Raw genomic sequence first — 21169 nt, 5'->3', positions numbered from 1 at the left:
TTTTAAAACCATAAATAAAACAACCACAAAGATTAATCTCTATAATAAAAGATTGTACTTCATAGTATATAAAATTAAAGGAAAAATAAGCGAAAAAAAATTAAAAATCAATGGGAGTCATGTCCCATCCTGTAGTCTAAATTTTTTAATTTTTATTCATTATTTCATGTTATTTTTTAAAAAAATAGATATGTTTAAATGCAATAAAAATGTAATATACTATATTGAAAATTTTTAATAATAATTTAAAAGGAGGAAAAAAATGAATATTCAGAAAAGTTTATTATTAATTTCAATGGTTTTCATTTCCTTGCTTGCGATTAGTGCGGTAAGTGCTGAAAACAATATTTCAGATGTTGCTGTAATTTCTGATGCGGATGATTCATCTGATGTTTTATCCGTAGCTGAAAATGATAATCAAGTAAGTGTTAATGATGTAGAAAAAGAAAATGTGATTAAAGAGGAAGTGACTGATGATTCCGACGAACTCAGTGCTTCTGAAGACTCTGATAATCTTGGTATTAGTTTTGGTAATACCACATTTGATTTCAAAAATATTACTTTCGATAATGGTAATGGAACAAAATTCAACTTTGGAGATTTATTTAACGGTACTTTCACTTTTGGTAATGGAACCTCATTCAATTTCTCATCTTTAGGAAATGGTTCTATAGGTTTTGGTAATGGAACAAGTTTCAACATCTCAAGTTTTTTAAATGGAACCAATGGTACTTTTGATGTCACCAGCATTTTAAACATGTTTGGAGGAAACAAATTATCTGCAAATGCTACTGATATGAGTGAAGTTTACTCTGGTCCAGTTACATTTAAAGCAACTATTCTTGAATCAGATAAAGCAGTAGGATCTGGAAAAGATGTTATATTCTCAATCAACAATAAAGATTATATTGCGAGAACAGATGCCAATGGTACTGCATCTTTGACAATAGATTTGGCAGCCGGAGACTATTATATCTACACTGAATATAATAATGATGTTGTATCTAAAAATCTAATTACCATTAAAAAAGCAGCTTCCAAATTAACTGCTAAAGCAAAAACTTTCAAGGCTAGTGCAAAAACTAAAAAATATGACATTACCTTGAAAAATAATAAGGGAAAAGCTATTAAAAAAGCTAAAGTTACCTTAAAAATTAATGGTAAAACCTATAAGGCTACTACCAATTCCAAAGGTAAAGCTACATTTAAAATAACTAAATTAACTAAAAAAGGCAGTTATAATGCAAAAATTAACTTTGCTGGAAATGGTTATTACAAAGCATCCAATGCAAGTAAAAAAATAACTATCAAATAATCATTTTTAGTTAATTTTTTCTTTTTTTATTTTTTTTAAATTAATCTCATTGATATTTTTTTAATTCAACTTCCGTTAACCATTTCAATTTTAGGCAAAATATTAAAGTTTTGTTATAATTGTTTTGTGTCATTATCATAAACTTTGTCATGTATTGATTTGTTGTAGGTTTTTTATGGTTAATTCTTGTAAAAATTCTCTTTATTCTATTAATAATGTTTAATTTGTTGTTTCTGCCTCCTTTCTTGTTCTATTTTCTTTTTTGAAAAATCGAGTCTGTAAAATTTTACAGACTCATTTTTTTTAAATTTTACTGTACTTTTTTTCAAAAAATTTTTATATTGGAAATGTAATATATTTTTACGGGAGGTTAAATCTTGAAATTTAATAGAACATTAATTGTGGGTTTAGCAATTTTCATGATTTTAATTAGTGGAAGTCTGGTTTTTGCAGAAGATACTAATTTGACTGAAGTTGACCCTTCAGATAATGGAACTGATATTGATGATGATCCGGAAGACAACGGTACTGAAGTGGATGACATTGGTGTTGTAAATGGCACTTTACCTCCAGAACCTGATAATGCTACTGCGGATATATATTATGCAGTATCTAGCGAACCTACACAATCAGATAATGGCACTGAAAATGTCACTAATGTTTCAGATAATCCTGTAACTGGTAATCCATTAGTGGTATTATTATTTGCGGTGGCAGGTATTGGTGCTGTTTCATTAAGACGTAGAAAATAATTTTTAAAGATTTTTTTTAAAAATCTTCTCTTTTTTATTTTTTTTGAGGCTGTAAAGTTTCATAGGCTTTTTTAAAATTCATTGAAAGAAATTTTAATAAAGTCGAAAATTACTACAGACAAACCAATCCTGAAATAATTAAAAAATTATACGGGACTAAAAATGGAATTCTAACATTTAGACTGCCAAATGGAAAATTGGACAGAAAAAACATCTATAAATAATATAAACCTATAAGATTTCACAGTCTCGAAAAATCAGATAATTTCTGAAACTCGAAAAGTTTTATAATAGATTAGTATAAAAAATATACTTGCTGTTATATTTAAAAAACTAGTATTGAAGGGATTGCTATTTTTTTCAGCGTGTACTTAACTTTAAAAGAGTGTTTTAAATGAATCATGATTTAATTATCGCAAGATATGGTGAAATTGGGCTTAAAAGCCCTAAAATAAGGTCACGCTTTGAAAGAAAGCTAGTTAAAAATATTAAAGCTACTTTTGAATGCGATGTTGATAGAAACCAGGGAAGAATATACATTTTTCCAAAGGATTTTGACGAAGGAATTGAAAAGCTGAATCGGGTATTCGGTGTTGTATCTTACTCACCGGCCACTTCGACTAATACAAATTATGAAGATATCGATGAAACTTTGGCAGAATACACTAAAGATTTGATTGCTGAAGGAATTCTGGATGAAAACACCAAATTTGCAATTAAATGCCGTCGTGTAGGAAAGCATGACTTTACTTCACAGGAAATGGCAGCTCACTGTGGTGGAGTTGTAAGACGTGTTGTTTTGGCACCTGTTGATTTGACAAATCCTGATTTGACAATTTTTGTTGAAGTGCGGGAAGATGATACTTATATTTTCCATGAAAAAATCAGAGGTCCTGGAGGATTGCCGTTAGGAACTCAGGGAAAAGTTGTAGTCTTGCTTTCAAGTGGTATTGACTCTCCAGTTGCAGCATATCTGATGATGAAAAGGGGTTGTGAAGTTGTAGCTTTGCACTGTAATAATGATCCATTTTCAGGTCCAAAAGTTACTGAAAACTTTAATTTATTGGTCGATCAGTTAAATATTTATGCTAAAGGCACTCCTATTAAAAGGAGAGTTATTGATTATGGAGAATATTTGAGTGTTGCTAAAGAAAAGGCTCCTGAGAAAATGACCTGTGTTTTATGCAAGTCAGGAATGTATAGGATAGCTGAAAAATTGGCTTTAAAATTAGGTGCCGATGCTATTGTGGATGGAAGCAGTGTAGGTCAAGTTGCTTCACAGACTTTATCAAACATATTGGCAACTAGATATGGTGTGGATATGCCTATTTTATCCCCATTAATTGGTTTGGATAAAGAGGAAATTACAGAAATTGCTAAAAAGATTGGAACCTTTGAAATATCTAAAATCGATGATGGTGGATGCAGTGCGGTTCCTAGATATCCTGAAACTCGTGCTGATTTGGAAAGAGTTAAAAAAGCATGTGAAGATATGAATCAGGATGCTGAAATCGAAAAGGCTTTTGATAATATTAGAAAACTCGATTGAGTTTTCCCATTTCTTTTTTTTTAAGTTGAATTACTTTGATTATATATGCTTTTAGCTATTTTTAGCTTTAAAACTTTTTTTGTGATTGTTATATATTGTTCATGTTAACATTATTGAATCTAAGCAACAGGTGGAACTGATATTGTATGCAGTAAACTATGTTTCAAATGCACTATCCTACGAGTCTGTCAATCATTTCAAAAAGCTCATGATATTTTTCAAAAAGGATTTTGAATTCATCGTCATTTTTGGACATCAAAGCTAACTTCATCCTCTTGTCTTCTTTAAAGATTTTAACCATGTCCGATTCGTCGCTGCCGTCAATATTATCACAAATCAGGGATTTTATTTCATTGAATTTTTCTTCAGTCAGATTATGCATCCTCTGATGGTTTATTATATCCATGGCGTGAATGATTCCGTTGTCTTGTCTGTCAATGCATGAAGACATTCTGATTTTTGTCATCATGTAAAAAGGGGCCTCTATTTTGTCCCGGCGAAGCACTATTGAAATCTTTGATATCACATGGTCATCGCTGCAGTTTTCATTAATGAATCTTACCAGCTGGAACTGTTTTATATTCGCATAGTCATTCATGAAATTCATGGTAATATATTGCTTTTGAAAACATTTAAAGTGTTTGTCATTAATTTAGATTATTGATATATTCTAATTGAACTGCCTTGATATCAATTTAGGTTGAGGTAATTCAATGGACAGATTTTTCAAAAGGTTTTTTTTCAAAAACTTAAGCATGTTTTTCATCAACATTTTTAAAAATAACCATGTTAACATAATAATATAAATACTATACATCATAAAAATAATAAATGTCTAGTAAATAATTAATTTACTAATCGAGGTTATTAATATGAAAACTACTGTTAGTGTAATTAAAGCTGATATTGGAAGTGTGTCCGGACATTGTGTCGCACACCCTGAATTAATGGATATTTGTGATGAAGTTTTAAACGAAGCTTTAGAAGCAGGTATCTTAAAAGATTACTATATATCCCGTTGTGGTGACGACATTGACTTAATCATGACCCACGACAAAGGTGTAGAAAACGAAGAAGTACACAAAACTGCATACGATGCATTCATGAAAGCTACTGAAAGAGCACGTGAATTAAAATTATACGGTGCAGGTCAAGACTTATTATCCGATACCTTCTCTGGAAACATCAAAGGTATGGGTCCTGGTGTAGCAGAAATGGAATTCGAAGAAAGACCATCTGATCCTGTGTTAATCTTCTGCTGTGACAAAACCGAACCTGGTGCATTCAACTTACCAGTATTCAGAATCTTCGCAGACCCATTCAACACTGCAGGTCTTGTTATTGACCCTTCATTACACGATGGATTCAAATTTGAAGTATTCGATGTAATCGAACACAGAAAAGTTATCTTAAACTGTCCTGAAGAAATGTATGATTTACTTGCATTAATTGGTTCCACCGGCAGATACGTAATTAAAAGAGTATGGAAGAAAAACGGTGAAATCGCAGCTGCAATAAGTACTGAAAGATTAAACTTAATGGCTGGAGAATACGTCGGTAAAGACGACCCAGTATGTATGGTAAGAGCACAATCTGGTTTCCCTGCAAACGGTGAATGTGTAGACCCATTTGCATTCCCACACATGGTAAGCGGATGGATGAGAGGATCCCACAACGGTCCAATGATGCCTGTTTCCGAAGCAGAAGCAAACCCAATCAGATTCGACGGACCTCCTAGAGTAGTAGGTTTAGGTTTCCAAGTAGCTAACGGTGAATTAATCGGACCAGTCGATTTATTCGATGACCCTGCATTTGACCCTACCCGTGAACAAGCTGCTAAAATCGCAACTTACATCAGAAGACACGGTCCATTTGAACCTCACAGATTACCTGCTGAAGAAATGGAATACACCTCACTTCCTGGTGTAATGGAAAAATTAGAATCCAGATTTGAAGATATGGATGAATAGATTTTAAGAGATTTTCAATCTCTTCTTTTTTTTACTTTTTTTTCACATTAATTATTTTTTATGTGCAGTTATTATTGTAAAACTGCTGGAATTGATGGTAATTATGCAGTCATCAACATTGACATAGTAATTTTTACCTTCTTTTGTAACAGAAGAATTTTCCTGTTTTAATTTTGAAATGCAATAGCTTACAGGTTCTTCACTAATGCCTAAATTTTTCTGAATCCTTCCAACTCCCATTTCTGTTGTATGAATTTTATCAACATTTTCTAAAAGTATATTCTTATGCATTTTATCACCTTATTTTGTATTAAAATTAATTGTATGATTAGTTATTTATATAATAATATGGTATATAGTATTGTACAAAATATAGGAGAGATTAAATTGAAATTAATCAAGTCATCTGTAATCTTTCTATTTTTATTGATACTGACCATGGGAGTAGTTTGTGCTGAAGATGCAAATCAGACTGCACAGGACACCTTGGAACTGACGGATACACAAGATGTCATTTCTGATGCTTCCGAAAAGTCATTCACTGATTTATTTGATGCAATAAATAAAACAGATGATGCAATAACTTTAGAAAACGATTACAAATATGATGAAAAAGACACTATAAAGTATATTGAATTTAAAGATAACTTTACAATAAATGGAAACAATCATGTTATTGATGCCGATGGTAAAACATTCATGTTTAAAGTATCCGAAGGCACATTAACTTTAAAAAATCTCATTTTGAAAAATACAAATGACAGTGCAATTCAAGTAAATTCAGGACTTGTTACTGTCAATGTAACATTCATGAATACAAATTCTGCTGATTTTGGAGGTGCGGTATACTGCAGTGGTGGTGAGTTTAACAGTACTGACGACAGGTTTATTGACGCCTCTGCACAGGGTTCAGGGTCTGCAATATTTGCAAAGGACTCTCAATTAGTTATGGATAATGCAACATTTACAAACAAAAATCCAATAACCTGGAGTTTGATTTATGGAAGTAGCAGTAATATAGAGATTTCAAACAGTGTTTTTGCAAACATTGCCTCAAAATATGCAACTGCAATATACAACTCAGGTTTAACAACAGTCAAAAAATCAAAATTCATTAATCTGACAGCCAATGCGACTGCCGGAGCTATTGCAATCAAAGGCGGAAATCCGACCAATTATACATATTTAACTGTAGATGAGTGTGAATTTATAAATGTCAGTGCTGCCCGAAATGGTGGAGCTATCTTTGCAGACATTAACGGTGACGGAACCAATTGTAATGGAGGATTAGTTAATATCCAAAATACATTGTTTGACAAAAACTCTGCAGAGTTTGGAGGAGCATTACTTCAGTTAGGTGGGGTCCTTATTGTAACCAACTCCACATTCACAAACAATATAGTAAATGAAAATGGAGGGGCAATATATACCTCAAATGCAACTGTAATTATAAACAAAGGCACATTCACTAACAATAAAGCAAATGAAAATGATGGATATGGTGGTGCTGTACTTCTTGACTTTGAAATCGCAACAATTGACAATTGTACTTTCACAGACAATGTTGCAAGCGAAGGAGGGGCGATTTACAGTTATTCCACACAATATAAAATCATGAATTCACAGTTCAAAAACAACGGCAAAGATATTTACACCCGATTTGATGATGAGGGATCCAACATAACAAACTGTGGTGAATACACAAGCACAATAGATGACAGAAGCTTTAACTATATCGTAAGATACAATGGGGAAAAAATCATATTGGATCCACGACCTATTAACGGTTCTGCAAAGGACTCATATTTCAATTTAAATGATTTAGGATTAGTTACTCCTGTTAAAAATCAAGGTTCAATGGGTTCATGTTGGGCATTTGGAGCAGCAGGTGCATTTGAATCCTCTTTCTTAATTGCAACCGGAAAAGAAATAGACATTTCCGAAAATAATATTCAAAACCTCGGTCTGCGTTATTCCATTTATGGAATGATTGAGGAAATTGAAGGCGGAACATTGCATATGTCTGCTGCTTACTTTGTAAGCTGGTTTGGAGCAACAAATACATTAGAGGACTCATATGATGAGCTTGGAAAAATTTCCAAAATACCTTATAGTCCTGATGGTGCATACCGTACAGTAAATGCCGTTTACATAGATATAAATGATATGGATGCCATTAAGCAATATTTAACAAAATATGGTGCATTGAACCTATTTGTATACGGTGCAGATTCACGAGATCCGTCATACAGCAATAAATACAAGTCAATATACAACTCCAAATACAATGGAAACCATTACGTTACTTTGGTTGGTTGGGATGATAACTTCTCAAAAAACAAATTTTCAACTCCTGCTCCTGGAAACGGTGCATGGATTTGTAAAAACAGCTGGGGAACCGACTGGGGAGATGGAGGATACTTCTACATTTCATACTATGATGCGTCATTGAAAGCGAATGCAGTAGGATTCACCTTTGATAATGTTGAATTCTATGAAAAACTATACCAAAATGAAGTGAACGGAATTTCTGGCTACTCTTACAATTACGATACATACGGACAGATATATTCAAGTGAAAACGGAGACATAATTGCTGCTGTTGGAACTTACTTTGAAAATGCAAATACTCCATATACTATTTCAATATTCCTTAATAATCGTGTAGCTTACAGCCAAAGTGGAAAATCAACTCATGCAGGATATGAAACCATCAAATTGGATAAATATGTTGCAGTGGATCCTAATTCTACATTTGAAATCAGAATCCAATCCTCTTCAATGCCATATGTTGAAGGAATGAGAACTGCACATATGACCGGTGTAAATTATGCGGTGGATAACGGTAAATTTGTTGATCTTTCAAATAAAAATATGGTTGCTTCTGTTAAGGCATACACTTACCACAGTCCTGTAATTACAAAAGATGTTGTGAAATATTTCGATAATAATGAAACCATATTTACAGTTTACAATGTTACAGAAGCCGACATCATTCAAGCCAGTTTCCAAGATAAAAATTACACTATACAAATATCTAACGGAACTGGAAGCATATCATTGGGAGTTTTACCTGCCGGAGAATACCTTGTAACTATAACATACAAAAATCAAACATTCTCAAGCATGGTATTGGTAAAAACAACCATATTCAGTGATGATGAAAAAAGCATGAACGTGGCATACAACGCCAAAAGCTCATTCACTGTGCAGTTCTTTGACTCTAATGGAACTCCTCTTGCAAATACTTTAGTAACTGCTAAATTTGACAATGAAGTAATCAAAGGAGCAAAAACTGATGCAAATGGTACATTGACTATTGGTATTGACCCAAAAAACGAAATAGGAAAACATTATATTGACTATGCAAATCCAGAAACTGGTGAACAATTAAGGATAACTATAAATGTCCTGTCCAGATTTGCCGGAAATTCAAATGTGAACATGTACTACTATGACGGACACTCATACAAGGTACGTGTAAGGGCTGATAACGGTCAATTTGCAGGTAAAAACCAATTGGTAACCATTAAAATCGGCAAAAAGACATTCAAGGTAAGAACCAATGCAAACGGATATGCAATATTGAAAATACCTTCCAAAGTTACTCCTGGAAAATATACAATAGCTGCAACCTACAAAGGTCAAACAGTTAAAAACAAATTAACAGTAAAACAGGTATTAAAAACCAAAAAGACTGTAACTGTTAAAAAATCAGCTAAGAAACTTGTATTAAGTGCAACCCTTAAAAAAGGAAAAACAGCACTTAAAAGCAAAGTTGTAAAATTCAAAGTTAATGGTAAAACTTACAAAGCAAGAACCAACAAAAAGGGAATTGCTAAAGTAACCATCAAAAAAGCAGCTATCAATAAATTGAAAGTCAAAAAATACACAGTTAAGGTAAGTTACCTTAATGATGCTGTAAAATCAACTCTTAATGTTAGACGTTAGAGATTAAACTCTCTAACACCTTTTTTTTTAAGTGCAGTAATTATTTTAAAGTTGATAGTTATTGTGCAATCGTTAACATCCTTCATAATTCTTTCCTTTTTTCAAACAATTGTATTGTCTTGTTTAGATTGAAAATGCAATAGTTCACTGATTTTTTACTTATTCTAAGATTTTTCAGGTATTATTCATGCCTATTTCAGTTGTATGAATTTCTTCTAAAAGTAGTTTTTCATGCATTTCAATAGCTGATTTTTGCATCTTGGTTAATGGTGTAATTAGTTATTTATATGCTACATTCCTATTTATTATTATGTCATTTTTAAAATTTATTCTTAAAAATCCATTCAGGAGAAAAAACAGTGCAATTCTGGCAATTATTGGTATTGCAATTGGTATTGTAGTAATTGTTGCTCTTGGTGGAATCACAGACGGTTTAATTAATACTTTCGAAGACACAATTCATGCAGGAGGTGCTGATTTTTCAATTTCAGGTAAGGAAACTGGAGATTCGGCTTATGGAACCAACACTATCGATGCAAATTGGACAGAAAAAATCGCTAATGTTTCGGGAGTAAGTGAAGCTTATCCGATTTATGTAGTCCTCACTTCGGTAGGTGATGATTATATGAATACATTGATAGGTATAGATCCAAATGGTACGACTTTAGCAGATATTTCCATGAAAGAAGGAAGAATAATGGAAGATAATGCGTCAGAAGCTATTTTGGGCGAGATATATGCTGAGGATAATAATTATAGTGTAGGTGACAAAATCAAAATCGACGGAGAAGAATTTGAGGTCGTTGGAATCTATGAAACCGGAGATCAGAACATGGCTGGGGGAGTATTTACTTCAATTTCCAAAGTTGGTGAATTGATGGATGATGAGGATTCAATCTCAAACATCTATGTCAAGGTCAATAAGGGCGAAGACCCTCAGACAGTTGCAGACAGGATTGATGAAAAATACGGTGACAACATCACAACGGTCACATCCGTAATGGAGATGACTCAGATGGCAGACATGCTGAACATGCTTCAGGCATCAACATGGGCGATTTCACTTCTGGCGATTGTAGTTGGTGGTCTTGGTATTATCAACACAATGCTTATGAGTGTGTTTGAGAGAACCCGTGAAATTGGTGTTTTAAAGGCTGTCGGCTGGTCAAACAGAAAAATCCTTACAATGATTGTTGGCGAATCACTTGTAATTACTATAGTATCAGCAATCATCGGTTCATTAATAGGATTTTTGGCATGCACTTTGTTTGGACCTCAAATGGGAATCGAACCGCTGTTTACACCTAAAATATTTATCCAGGCATTTGCAATTGCTATTGTTGTCGGAATTATCGGAGGAATTTATCCTGCAATCAAAGCGGTTAAACTGCCTCCAACAGAAGCGTTGAGGTATGAATGAGGTGAGATTATGAATGCTGTAGAAATAAATGATTTGTATAAAAGCTATGAAGACGGTAAAATCAAGGCATTGAATGGTGTAAATCTCACAATAAAAGATGGTGAATTTGTATCAATCATCGGTCCGTCAGGGTCTGGTAAGTCAACATTGTTAAATATGCTGGGAGCTTTGGATGTTCCGGATTCTGGAAGTATTAATGTTGCGGGCCATGACTTGAATTCATCCAAAAAACTAAATGAATTCAGAGCCGAAAGTATTGGATTCATTTTTCAGCTGCATAACTTGATTCCGAATATATCTGTTGTGGAAAATGTTGAAATTCCAATGTTTACGCAGAAACTGTCATCCAAGGAAATGAAAAGCAAGGCGTTGAAACTGTTGGATGATGTTGGTCTTAAAGACAAAGCTGACATAAAACCGAATAAGTTATCTGGTGGTGAACGTCAAAGGGTAGCTATTGCCCGAGCACTTGCAAATGAACCATCAATAATATTGGCAGATGAACCCACAGGATCACTAGATTCAAAGACAAGTAGCAAAATCCTTAAGCAACTAATTGATTTACACGAAGATAAGAATGTAACACTGATTATTGTAACTCATGATATGGATGTAGCTAAACTTGCAGATAGAGTTATCGAAGTTTTGGATGGTGAAATAATTTCAGCAGGTGATGACTCATTAATTAACAGTAAAATTGATGTTTAAACATCGATTTTTACTTTTCTTTTTTTTATGATATTATTTGTTCAGGTAACTGTGGATTATTCCAATTATGTATTTTAAATGATATATGGTGGATATTAGCAATTTATTTTTTCTTATAAAACTTTTTTCTTAAATTTTATAAAATAGTTTTGTATATGGAACTATTTTGATAATTTTGGGTTATATTTTAAATTTCTTGTAAAAATGTGTTTATTCGATTATAATGAAATATAATTTTCATAATTTGTCTTTCCATCATCTGTTTTTTTAAAATTGTTCTTGCATGAAAATATTGTTTTAATTTCATGATATTGCTATTACAATGGAATATTGTTCTAACTTAATTATATTGATTTTACTATGTGAAATTGCCTTTATTTCAAACAAAAAGCTTATTAATTTTATAATTTATATTAATATTAAATTATATTTCTTTAATTGTAAAATGAGGTTAGATTATGCAAGAAGAAAATCAAATACAAAAAACTTTATTATATGTGGGTGATGAAGGTAAAGTGTCATTGGATGTGATTGTTGATCCTGAAAGAGAAACATTTTGGGCAACTCAAAAGACAATGGCTGAAGTCTTTGGTGTTGACCGTTCTGTAATCACAAAGCATTTAAAAAATATATATGATGTTGGTGAATTGATTAAAAGTTCAACTTGTGCAAAAATTGCACATGTTCAAAATGAAGGAAATCGTAAAGTAAAAAGAAAAACTACTTTCTACAATTTAGATGCTATTATATCAGTAGGGTACCGAGTTAACTCTAAAAATGCAACACGCTTTAGAATTTGGGCTACTCAGCAATTAAAAGAATTAATAATCAAAGGTTTTGTTTTGGATGATGAGTTATTGAAAAATGGCTCAAGATTTGGAATTGACTATTTCAACCAACTGCTTGAAAGGGTAAGGGATATACGATCATCTGAAAGAAGATTCAATCAAAAAATTACGGATATCTATGCAACAAGCTTTGATTACAACAAGGATGCTCAACTAACCCGAGAATTTTTCGCAAATGTTCAAAATAAGTTAATATATGCAGTTAGCAACCATACTGCGGCAGAAATAATTGCTGAAAGGTGTAATAGCGAAAAAATTAACATGGGATTAACTAATTGGAGCAATCAGAATGGAAAAATCATTTTAAGTGATGTTGTAATATCTAAAAATTATTTGAACGAAAGAGAATTAAATCGTTTAAATTCATTGGTTGATGGATTTTTAACCCTTGCAGAGTCTCGTGCACTAAATGAAATTCCAATGGCTATGGAAGATTGGAAAAAGGTCTTGGATGATTATATCAATTTAAATCTATTGCCTATTTTGGAAGGTAATGGCAAAATTTCATCAAACGATGCTCAAAAAATTGCAAAAGGAGAATATGAGAAATTTAAAGTTATTCAGGATAAGATTTATCAGTCTGATTTCGATAAGTTAATCGAAGATATTAAAAGGATAGAAGGTTTTGAGGATTAGATGATTCCATGAATCATCCTCAATGCGTCCAAAAGCCCGTGACTGTATTCGATGCAACCGAATGCAGTCCTCATATCCTCTTTTTTAAGGTAATATTTTGAATCGTTCCAGTAGTCAATTGCCCTGTCATAAACTTCTTTTTCCTTTCCTTCAAAAGTAATGTCAGCTACCTGATTCAAGTTTCTCTCTAATTTTGCAATATCTTTTGCTATTTTTTCAGGACTTTCCAATTCGGTCATTTTAATTGCCTCCAAACATAAACAATTCTCTGAGCTACAGTAAAGTAGGATAAAATTACCAATATGTAAATAATGTATGTGAAGTAGATATCTCCTGCGAAATATCCTATTATTGCTCCAATCATTAATATAATCATACGAACTGCACGTTCTGCAATTCCAATGTTACATTCTGCTCCTTGGGATTCTGCTCTTGCACGCACATAACTGACGGTTATTGCAGAATGAATCGCTAGAACACCGACAAGCCAGTCACAGTATCCTCCAAAAATGATTCCAATATAGATTATTGCATCTGCAAACCTGTCCATTGTGGAGTCTAAAAACGCTCCGAAAGGAGATGATCTGTTATGATATCTTGCAACAGCACCATCGACAACATCTAAAAATCCTGATGCTAAAATGGCTATTGCTCCTAAAATCAGTAAATGTTTTGCAAATCCATAAGCTGCAATAAGTGCAATGAATGGAGATATTACTGTAACAATATTTGGATTAATATTTAAATTCTTTGCAATCGGATTCAATATTTTTGTTAATAATGGTCTTAGAGATTGAAGCATAATTATATATAAATTTTCATCTAATATAATTGTTAGGTAATAAAATGAAAATATTAAAAACCAGTATAGATAAATTTGATGAAAACATCATTAATGAAGCCGTTAATGTATTAGCTAGAGGCGGTGTGGTTTTATACCCTACCGATACTGTTTATGGTTTGGGAGCTAATATATTTGATTCAAAAGCGGTTCGTCGTGTTTTTGAAATAAAACAGAGAAGTTTATTAAAGCCGCTGTCAATTCTGGTTTCAGATGTGGATGCAATTAACTTGGTTGCAAAGGTCTCCTTAAGTCAAAGAAAGGCCATCACTGATCATTTGCCCGGACCTTACACATTCATTTTAAATAAAAGAAAAATTGTTCCAAGAGGAGTTACAAGCGGGTCTAGCTATGTTGGCGTTAGAGTTCCTGATTGTGAAATTGCATGTAAATTAGCCAGAATATTTCCGATAACAACTACCAGTGCTAACCTTTCAGATGATGAAGTTTTATCAACTCCTCAGGAGATTTTAGAGCAATTAGATCATGATGTTGATTTGGTGATTGATGTAGGTGAACTGAAATCCAATCATGCATCAAAAATAGTGGATTTATCTGGTAGAAATCCGAAAATAATAAGAAAATAAGAGATTATAATTAATCTCTTGTGTATTTAATCAATAATATAAATCCTATAATTAGAATTGCGATTCCAATCACTGTTAATTCATTTCCAGTATTATATTTTGCCAAATCACTTTCTTTAATTTTATTTAAATTTGGTGTTTGATTTTCATTAGTTTTTGAAATAATTGTGTTATTTTCCTGTTTTTCTATTGTTGTGTTGTTTTGTGGGGTTTCTTCTGTATTGTTGTTTGTTGTTGTGTTGTTTTCTATTGTTGTGTTGTTTTGTGGGTTTTCTTCTGTATTGTTGTTTGTTGTTGTGTTGTTTTCTATTGTTGTGTTGTTTTGTGGGGTTTTTTCTGTATTGTTGTTTGTTGTTGTGTTGTTTTCTATTGTAGTATTATTTTCAGGGTCTGAACCTAAAATTTCATCTTCAATGATTTCTAGTGTACGATAGTTGATTTTGTATCCGAAAAAGTTCTGAGTTCTTCCATATTGTGAATTTAATAATTCAAAATCAAATATTGCTTCGGTTGTATTATTTATTTTGGTTACTGCTCCATGATCTGGAATTATTCTGCCATTTGAAGCACTTTCCAATATTGATTTAATTATTTCATTGTTGCTGTTTTTGTAATCATAATCGGTAAAAGTCCAAATTACTTGTGACAGGTCAGTTGTTGGGTTCATTGTATAGTTGTAATGGTCAACAAATAAGATTTTCAGGTAATTTCCAACAGATTCTCCGTATCTTGAACTGATGATATTTGTAGTATTTTCTACGGTGAATTTTTCTCCTCTGCTGGTGGATTGTAAGTTATGGTTAACACAATAACCGTTGTATCCGTCATCAAAAGACACGTTTCTGTATCCGCTTTCAAGTGCCTTTACTTCCTCGCCGGTTCTGTCTTCATGTGAATTTCTCTCTTCGGCTAAGTTTAGGCTGTCTTCAGATGTTTCTCTTTGTCTAATTGATCTGCTTTCATTATTTTCTTCTTCGCTTTCTGTAATTAAAATATCATCAAGTTCATTCTGTGCTGAAACAAAACTTAAACCTGATGTTGCAATAAGAAATATGGTTAATATAGTGAGTATCTTTCTTTTCAAATTTTCACCTCTAGATATTTTGTATTATTGGCATTGTCGGATGGGGTATATAAAGTTAAAGTAACCAAATACTCACTAAAGGTAAAATAAATGATATAATTTAATTTTTTTAGATATTGCTGCTTTATTAGCTTTAATTGAGCTCATGGGTCACAGTGTGTTGTGGGGTTTTTGAATTAATATCACAAGAGATTGTTTTTATTAACAATTAATGAATTTATCTTAGTTTTTTTGTTTAACTAACTAGATATATGTTTTTTCACCTGTTTTAAAGGCTCCTAAAAGTTATTTAATTATATAATTTCAATATTGCCAAATTTTTGTTAAATTTTATATGATATGAAAATCAATATTTACTTATGAGAGTATTAGCTAATTTTGAGGATAATCAGAAAATCTCTTCAAATTCATCACTGGATTCATTGCTTGGAGGAGGTTTTGAAAAAGGAGTTATAACTCAAATATTTGGACCACCTAGTTCAGGTAAAAGTAATATTACTTTAACTCTAGCAGTTAATGTGGCCAGAAGGGGTAAAAAGGTTATTTACATTGACACTGAAGGCGGAATTTCAATAGATAGAATCAAGCAGATTTCTGGTCCTGATTTTTCAGATGTAGCTAATAACATAATCGTTTTTGAACCGACTAATTTTTTAGAACAGAATGACAATTTAAAGGCTATTGAAATATGGCTTAGAAAAAACCATGATGATGTGGATTTAATTGTTTTGGATTCGGCAGTTGCACTCTATCGTGTAGATGATATGAAATCTTCAAAGTTAAATAAGGAATTGGGTAAACAAATGGGTGTTTTATCTAAAATTGCAAGAAAATATGATGTGGCTGTAGTTCTGACAAACCAAATCTACAATGCATTTGATGATGAAGGTAACAATGACATAAGGGCTGTTGGAGGAACCATTCTACAATACTGGAGTAAGGTAATTCTTCAATTAGAACGTGGTGATGAGATAAATAAGCGTGTTGCAACATTGATTCGTCACAGGAGCCTCCCAGAAGGGAATCAGGCAGTTTTTTCAATTACTTCAAGGGGAATTGTATAAGTTATCTTTATTAATAATTAAAAATATATAATTATTTTGGAATTGTTGTGTGATATTATGAGAGATAGTGATTTTGACATTAAACATCCTAAAAAAAAGTTTCAAAAAACTGAAAGGGTGCCTCCTGAAGGTTACAGTAGTGCAAATGAGTTCTTCGAAGAAATGTACATGGATAAAGACATGATTTGGATGGGACAGAATACAAACCATCTTCATGACGATACAATATCTGATGCAATGATTGAAGCTATTAAGGAAAAGCAGTTCTGCAAATATCCTGCTCCTGAAGGATTCAGTGAACTTAAACAATTGATTTTAGATGATTTGCAACTGGAAGATTTTGAAGTATTGCTGACATCCGGTGCAACAGAATCTTTATACCTGGTAATGCAGGCATTACTGGAGCCTGAAGACAATGTTATTTTATCAGATCCTGGTTACTTTATTATCGGAGACTTTGCAAACAGATTTGCAGGCGAAGTAAGATATGTTCCAATTTATTTTGAAGAAAACGACTACAAATTGACTCCAAAGTTATTAAGGGAAAACATGGATGAAAATACCCGTATGGTAATTTTAATAGATCCTTTAAACCCATTAGGTTCATCATACACTGAAGATGAACTCAAAGAATTTGCAGAAATTGCAAAAGAAAATGATTTATACTTATTACATGATATTACATATAAGGATTTTGCAAGGGAACATTTCCTTGTTGAAAATTATGCTCCTGGCCAAACATTAACCATTTACAGCTTTTCAAAAATATTCGGAATGGCCGGTATGAGAATTGGTGGAGTAATCTCTTCAAAACCAATAATTGATGCTATTAAAAATGCGGTTGTCAATGATTTAGGTGTAAATATTATCTCTCAATATGGTGCAATTGCAGGTCTTAAATCAAAACCTGATTGGTATGACAGAATAAGAGAAACCTGTTTTGAAAACCAGAGGTTAATCAATGAAATGATTGAACCTATTGATGGTGTGTTCCTGCCGGTTTATCCGTCTGATGCAAATATGATGGCAATCGATTTATACGATGCGGGAATCGACCCTAAGGAAATGTCCAATTATTTAATTGAAAAGAAATTATTCACAAGAGAAGGAGAATACACTTCTGAAGAATTTGGTCACAGATACTTACGTATAAGTTTTTCAATTCCAACAGAAGAAATTAAAGTATTCTGTGAAGAATTCCCTAAGGCTGTTGAAGCTTTAAGGAAAAAATAAGGTTAATGGTATGAGATTTAGATATCATCAACCTATTCCTAATTTTTATAAAATAGAAAACCCTCACCATCCAAAAACCACTATTTCTGATGATTTTTTAAATGAATTTGTTGAAATTGCAGTTGAATCTCAATTTGCAGGATTGAGCTATTCTAAATTGAGTGATGAGTTTAAAAATGAATGGGATATCAGCTGGGACAATATTATTATTCTGAAATATCACATGTCTGATGAAATTTTAAAAATGAATCCTTCCAGGGAAAAATGCAAACTGATGGATGAAGAATTTCAGGAAGTTGGAATTAAAACATTTGAGCTTGCAGACATATTGAGAAAAAATGGCTTTAAGGCAGATTTAATCAATCCTTTGGATGACAGAGTAAGCCTAAGAGCAATTGCACTTCAGTCAAATGATGCGGTAATTACGAGAAGCAACATGTGCATGTTTAAGGAAGGATTGAATTTGGGATTTTTCATGATTCAAACTTCAATCGAAAATTTGCCTGTAAAAAAGGAAAATGATATGCTCTGGGTTAAAGATTACTGCTCAACATGTGGTGTTTGCATTGACAGATGTCCTGAAAAGGCTTTTGATGATGAAGGAAGGTTTTTAAGAAAATTATGCACTGCACACCGTGAAGGCTGCAGCAGATGCATTGATTTATGTCCTTTTTATAAAAGAGGTTATGAAAAAGTTAAAAAAAGATATTCGAGGATGAAAAAATGAATGACAAAATAGCTTTAGTGTCTTGTAGTGGATTAAGCCCGTTAGGTTTGGTAGTTCGTGCAGCTAGCGTTGAACTTGCGCTGGAAAATGAAAACATTGTTGCGGCTTGTATAACAGAATACTCTGCTCAGCCAAATAACTGCTCACCTATTCTGGATGATGCAAAAATAGTTACAGTAACAGGATGCGCTGACGACTGTGCTGCTGTTATTTTAAAAGAAAAAGAGGTTAATGCAATTAAAAACATTTCAGCGGATGCTGTTGTTAAAACTTATGATTTAAATCCTTTGGATGCTGTCAGATTGGATGATGATGGTGAAAAAGCAGTTGAAGTATTAAAAAGATTTATTTTAAAAGAATTGGAAAATATTTAAAAAATAAAAAAATTAAGAGAATATTTAATCGGATAAGTAATAATATTCTCCTTTTTCTTTTTGTTCACGGTCTTTGTAACTGTCAAGTTTGTTAACACGTGGACGTTTTGTTTCTTTATCTCTTCTAAATGTAATATTGAGATTTCCTAAAAATTCATTCATTGCATTTCTAAGGTCGGTTGGTTTTGATGCGTGACCGTTTAAACCTGGGGTTCCATCAAATACCATCGCCCTGTCTGAGATGTAGTCGATAAATACTATATCGTGGTCAACGATTAATGACGCTGCATTTCTGCTTTCAACCAGTTTTCTGATTACTCTTGCAGCAATCAGTCTTTGTTCAACATCTAAAAATGCGGTCGGTTCGTCGAAAAGATAAATTTCAGCATCTTTTGCAAGTGTTGCAGCAATAGCTAATCTTTGAAGTTCTCCTCCACTTAATCCTTTGACGGGTTTGTCAAGCAATTCATTCAATGATAGGGGATTCATTATTTCGCTTTCAAAGATTTTGCTTCCAAAACTAGGGGCGTTCATGTATAAAAAGTCACTTACGCTTCCTTCGAAGTTGGTAACGATATATTGTGGCTTGTAAGCTATTGTGACTTCTTCATCAACTTCGCCTGTTGTTGGGTCTTCGACTCCTGCAAGCATTTTTGCAAAGGTTGTTTTTCCAATACCGTTTGAACCGAATGCAGTTACAATTTCATCGTAAAAGATTTCTCCCTCATCAGCAGTTAATTTAAATCCGTCATAATCTTTGCTCAGGTCAGTATAACTTGCAAGAGGATCTCCTTCATCTTCTGGGGTTGGCGGTCTTATGGTGAATTCAATAGGATTTCTTCTGATTCTTACATTTTCTTCTGCTAAAAATCCTTTGATGTATGCATTGATACCTAATCTGACACCTTTTCTTCCGGATACTACACCGTATCCTCCTGGTGTACCGTATAAAATATGTATATTGTCTGATAATGCGTCTAAAGTTGCAAGGTCGTGCTCAATAACCAAAACACTTTTTCCTTCTTCAGCAAGGGATCTGATTACTTTTACAGCGTTTAGTCTTTGTGATACGTCAAGCCATGATGTAGGTTCGTCAAAGTAGTAGAAATCACCTTCTCTAAGTACTGTTGCAGCTATTGCTACTCTTTGAAGTTCTCCTCCACTCAGATTTTCCATTTTCCGGTCAAGCACGTTTTCAAGCTGCAGTTCCTTTGTAACATATTCAAGCTTGTCTCTTTCATTAACATTTGAAAGCAGGTCTTTAACTTTGCCTTTTACAACTTTTGGAAGTTGGTCTACCATTTGAGGCTTTAATATTGTTTTAATGTTGCCTTCAGACAAATCTTTGAAGTATTTCTGAAGTGCTGAGCCTTTATAATATTCAATTACATTGTCCCAGTTTTCAGGCTGATTTTCATAGTCTCCAAAGTTAGGTATAAGATTTCCTGACAATATGTTCATTATTGTGGATTTACCGATACCATTCTGACCTAAAAGACCTAAAACAGTTCCCTCTTCTAGAGATGGGAGGCCAAACAGTTCAAACTGGTTTTGTCCAAAGCGGTGAATAGGTTCACCTGCTGCTTCCGGTAAGTTAATAATTGTAATTGCATCAAACGGGCACCTGTTTGTACAAATACCGCACCCTTCACATAATTCTTCAGATATCAACGGCTTTTTAGTGTTCTCATCAATTACTATGGTGTCTTCATCCATCCTAACTCCCGGGCAGTAATTGATGCAAAGATAATCACATTTTTTAGGCTGACATCTGTCTTTATCTAAAATTGAAATACGAGTCATTATAATCTCCTTAAAAATATAATCATTAATAATTATGTACATTCTATTTAATTAAGGTTTGTAAAATTAGAATTTTAACTCTTTTAAAAAATTTTGTTTGTGAATACTATAAAATATTATCAGGACGTAAATTCAATAGCAATCGCTACAATAAAGCCGCAACCAAGAAAAATGGACATGCCCATCATGCAAAACCAACATGACAGAATGTCAATGTTTCAAAAAACATTAAACATGAAGGGTTAAGAATCCTTCTTAAAAAAACAATGAACCTCTTAGACAGTGGGGATAGCAAGGTAAATCTATT

The 21169-nt window shown here is 32.9% G+C and carries 21 protein-coding genes; 15 read left to right on the top strand and 6 right to left on the bottom strand.

What is annotated here, in order from left to right; all coding sequences use genetic code 11:
- The 4 genes from QZU75_RS07905 to thiI form a co-directional block, all read left to right on the top strand.
- A partial coding sequence (locus QZU75_RS07905) for a hypothetical protein (protein ID WP_296882833.1) occupies positions 1-238 on the top strand: 238 nt, incomplete at its 5' end.
- Positions 239-262: 24 nt separating this feature from the next.
- On the top strand, positions 263-1315 hold the full coding sequence (locus tag QZU75_RS07900) for an Ig-like domain repeat protein (protein ID WP_296882831.1): 1053 nt from the start codon (positions 263-265) through the stop codon (positions 1313-1315).
- 377 nt (positions 1316-1692) lie between these two features.
- On the top strand, positions 1693-2067 hold the full coding sequence (locus QZU75_RS07895) for a hypothetical protein (RefSeq protein ID WP_296882830.1): 375 nt from the start codon (positions 1693-1695) through the stop codon (positions 2065-2067).
- Positions 2068-2461: 394 nt separating this feature from the next.
- Positions 2462-3616 carry a tRNA uracil 4-sulfurtransferase ThiI gene (gene thiI / locus QZU75_RS07890; RefSeq protein WP_296882829.1) on the top strand — a complete coding sequence of 385 codons (1155 nt, stop codon included), beginning with the start codon at positions 2462-2464 and terminating at the stop codon, positions 3614-3616.
- 172 nt (positions 3617-3788) lie between these two features.
- Here thiI and QZU75_RS07885 read toward each other — a convergent pair whose 3' ends face one another.
- Positions 3789-4223 (bottom strand): hypothetical protein, encoded by a 435-nt coding sequence (locus QZU75_RS07885; RefSeq protein ID WP_296882828.1) that lies wholly within the window; start codon positions 4221-4223, stop codon positions 3789-3791.
- Positions 4224-4488: 265 nt separating this feature from the next.
- On the opposite strand from QZU75_RS07885, the gene fbp reads away from it, so the two are divergent.
- Positions 4489-5586 carry a fructose-1,6-bisphosphate aldolase/phosphatase gene (gene fbp, locus QZU75_RS07880; protein ID WP_292605950.1) on the top strand — a complete coding sequence of 366 codons (1098 nt, stop codon included), beginning with the start codon at positions 4489-4491 and terminating at the stop codon, positions 5584-5586.
- 51 nt (positions 5587-5637) lie between these two features.
- Here the strand turns inward: fbp and QZU75_RS07875 are convergent, their stop codons facing one another.
- A complete protein-coding gene (locus QZU75_RS07875) occupies positions 5638-5877 on the bottom strand; it encodes a DUF3781 domain-containing protein (protein WP_296882826.1) in 240 nt (79 codons plus the stop codon).
- Positions 5878-5973: 96 nt separating this feature from the next.
- Here QZU75_RS07875 and QZU75_RS07870 point away from each other — a divergent pair, with 96 nt between their 5' ends.
- The 4 genes from QZU75_RS07870 (at position 5974) to QZU75_RS07855 (ending at position 13149) form a co-directional block, all read left to right on the top strand.
- Positions 5974-9537 carry a C1 family peptidase gene (locus tag QZU75_RS07870; protein WP_296882824.1) on the top strand — a complete coding sequence of 1188 codons (3564 nt, stop codon included), beginning with the start codon at positions 5974-5976 and terminating at the stop codon, positions 9535-9537.
- 310 nt (positions 9538-9847) lie between these two features.
- Complete coding sequence (locus QZU75_RS07865; RefSeq protein ID WP_296882822.1) at positions 9848-10957, top strand: ABC transporter permease; 1110 nt, start codon at positions 9848-9850, stop codon at positions 10955-10957.
- A gap of 9 nt (positions 10958-10966) precedes the next feature.
- Positions 10967-11665 (top strand): ABC transporter ATP-binding protein, encoded by a 699-nt coding sequence (locus tag QZU75_RS07860; RefSeq protein ID WP_296882820.1) that lies wholly within the window; start codon positions 10967-10969, stop codon positions 11663-11665.
- A 458-nt stretch (positions 11666-12123) separates the two neighbouring features.
- On the top strand, positions 12124-13149 hold the full coding sequence (locus QZU75_RS07855) for a virulence RhuM family protein (protein ID WP_296882819.1): 1026 nt from the start codon (positions 12124-12126) through the stop codon (positions 13147-13149).
- On the opposite strand, the gene QZU75_RS07850 is transcribed toward QZU75_RS07855, so the two are convergent.
- Both QZU75_RS07850 and pgsA read right to left on the bottom strand, forming a co-directional pair.
- Positions 13146-13388 carry a DUF357 domain-containing protein gene (locus QZU75_RS07850; RefSeq protein WP_296882817.1) on the bottom strand — a complete coding sequence of 81 codons (243 nt, stop codon included), beginning with the start codon at positions 13386-13388 and terminating at the stop codon, positions 13146-13148. The two genes, QZU75_RS07855 and QZU75_RS07850, sit on opposite strands and share 4 nt — an antisense overlap.
- Entirely contained in the window at positions 13385-13951 is a 567-nt protein-coding gene (pgsA, locus tag QZU75_RS07845; RefSeq protein WP_296882816.1) for an archaetidylinositol phosphate synthase, read from the bottom strand. The genes QZU75_RS07850 and pgsA overlap by 4 nt, the downstream gene beginning before the upstream one ends.
- Positions 13952-13995: 44 nt before the next feature.
- On the opposite strand from pgsA, the gene QZU75_RS07840 reads away from it, so the two are divergent.
- A complete protein-coding gene (locus QZU75_RS07840; protein WP_296882815.1) occupies positions 13996-14577 on the top strand; it encodes an L-threonylcarbamoyladenylate synthase in 582 nt (193 codons plus the stop codon).
- Between the two features lie 10 nt (positions 14578-14587).
- On the opposite strand, the gene QZU75_RS07835 is transcribed toward QZU75_RS07840, so the two are convergent.
- On the bottom strand, positions 14588-15661 hold the full coding sequence (locus QZU75_RS07835; RefSeq protein WP_296882813.1) for a hypothetical protein: 1074 nt from the start codon (positions 15659-15661) through the stop codon (positions 14588-14590).
- 359 nt (positions 15662-16020) lie between these two features.
- Between QZU75_RS07835 and radB the strand changes: the two genes are divergently transcribed.
- Genes radB through QZU75_RS07815 form a run of 4 tightly spaced genes read left to right on the top strand, consistent with a single transcriptional unit; the run spans position 16021 to position 19059 of the window.
- Complete coding sequence (gene radB / locus QZU75_RS07830; protein WP_296882811.1) at positions 16021-16725, top strand: DNA repair and recombination protein RadB; 705 nt, start codon at positions 16021-16023, stop codon at positions 16723-16725.
- A gap of 57 nt (positions 16726-16782) precedes the next feature.
- Positions 16783-17958, top strand: coding sequence for a pyridoxal phosphate-dependent aminotransferase (locus QZU75_RS07825; protein WP_296882810.1), 1176 nt, complete (start codon positions 16783-16785; stop codon positions 17956-17958).
- 10 nt (positions 17959-17968) lie between these two features.
- Positions 17969-18685: a DUF362 domain-containing protein gene (locus QZU75_RS07820; RefSeq protein WP_296882808.1), complete on the top strand. Its 717-nt coding sequence runs from the start codon at positions 17969-17971 to the stop codon at positions 18683-18685.
- A complete protein-coding gene (locus QZU75_RS07815) occupies positions 18682-19059 on the top strand; it encodes a putative zinc-binding protein (RefSeq protein ID WP_296882806.1) in 378 nt (125 codons plus the stop codon). The genes QZU75_RS07820 and QZU75_RS07815 overlap by 4 nt, the downstream gene beginning before the upstream one ends.
- A 24-nt stretch (positions 19060-19083) precedes the next feature.
- Here the strand turns inward: QZU75_RS07815 and QZU75_RS07810 are convergent, their stop codons facing one another.
- Positions 19084-20862, bottom strand: a complete 1779-nt coding sequence (locus QZU75_RS07810; RefSeq protein WP_296882804.1) for a ribosome biogenesis/translation initiation ATPase RLI — start codon at positions 20860-20862, stop codon at positions 19084-19086.
- Between the two features lie 99 nt (positions 20863-20961).
- Here QZU75_RS07810 and QZU75_RS07805 point away from each other — a divergent pair, with 99 nt between their 5' ends.
- Positions 20962-21108, top strand: coding sequence for a hypothetical protein (locus QZU75_RS07805; protein ID WP_296882802.1), 147 nt, complete (start codon positions 20962-20964; stop codon positions 21106-21108).
- Positions 21109-21169 lie beyond the last annotated feature (61 nt).

The sequence above is a fragment of the uncultured Methanobrevibacter sp. genome (assembly GCF_902764455.1).
GTDB lineage: Archaea > Methanobacteriota > Methanobacteria > Methanobacteriales > Methanobacteriaceae > Methanocatella.
Note: the sequence above shows the minus strand (reverse complement) of the source record. Positions and strands in the feature narration are given on the sequence as shown.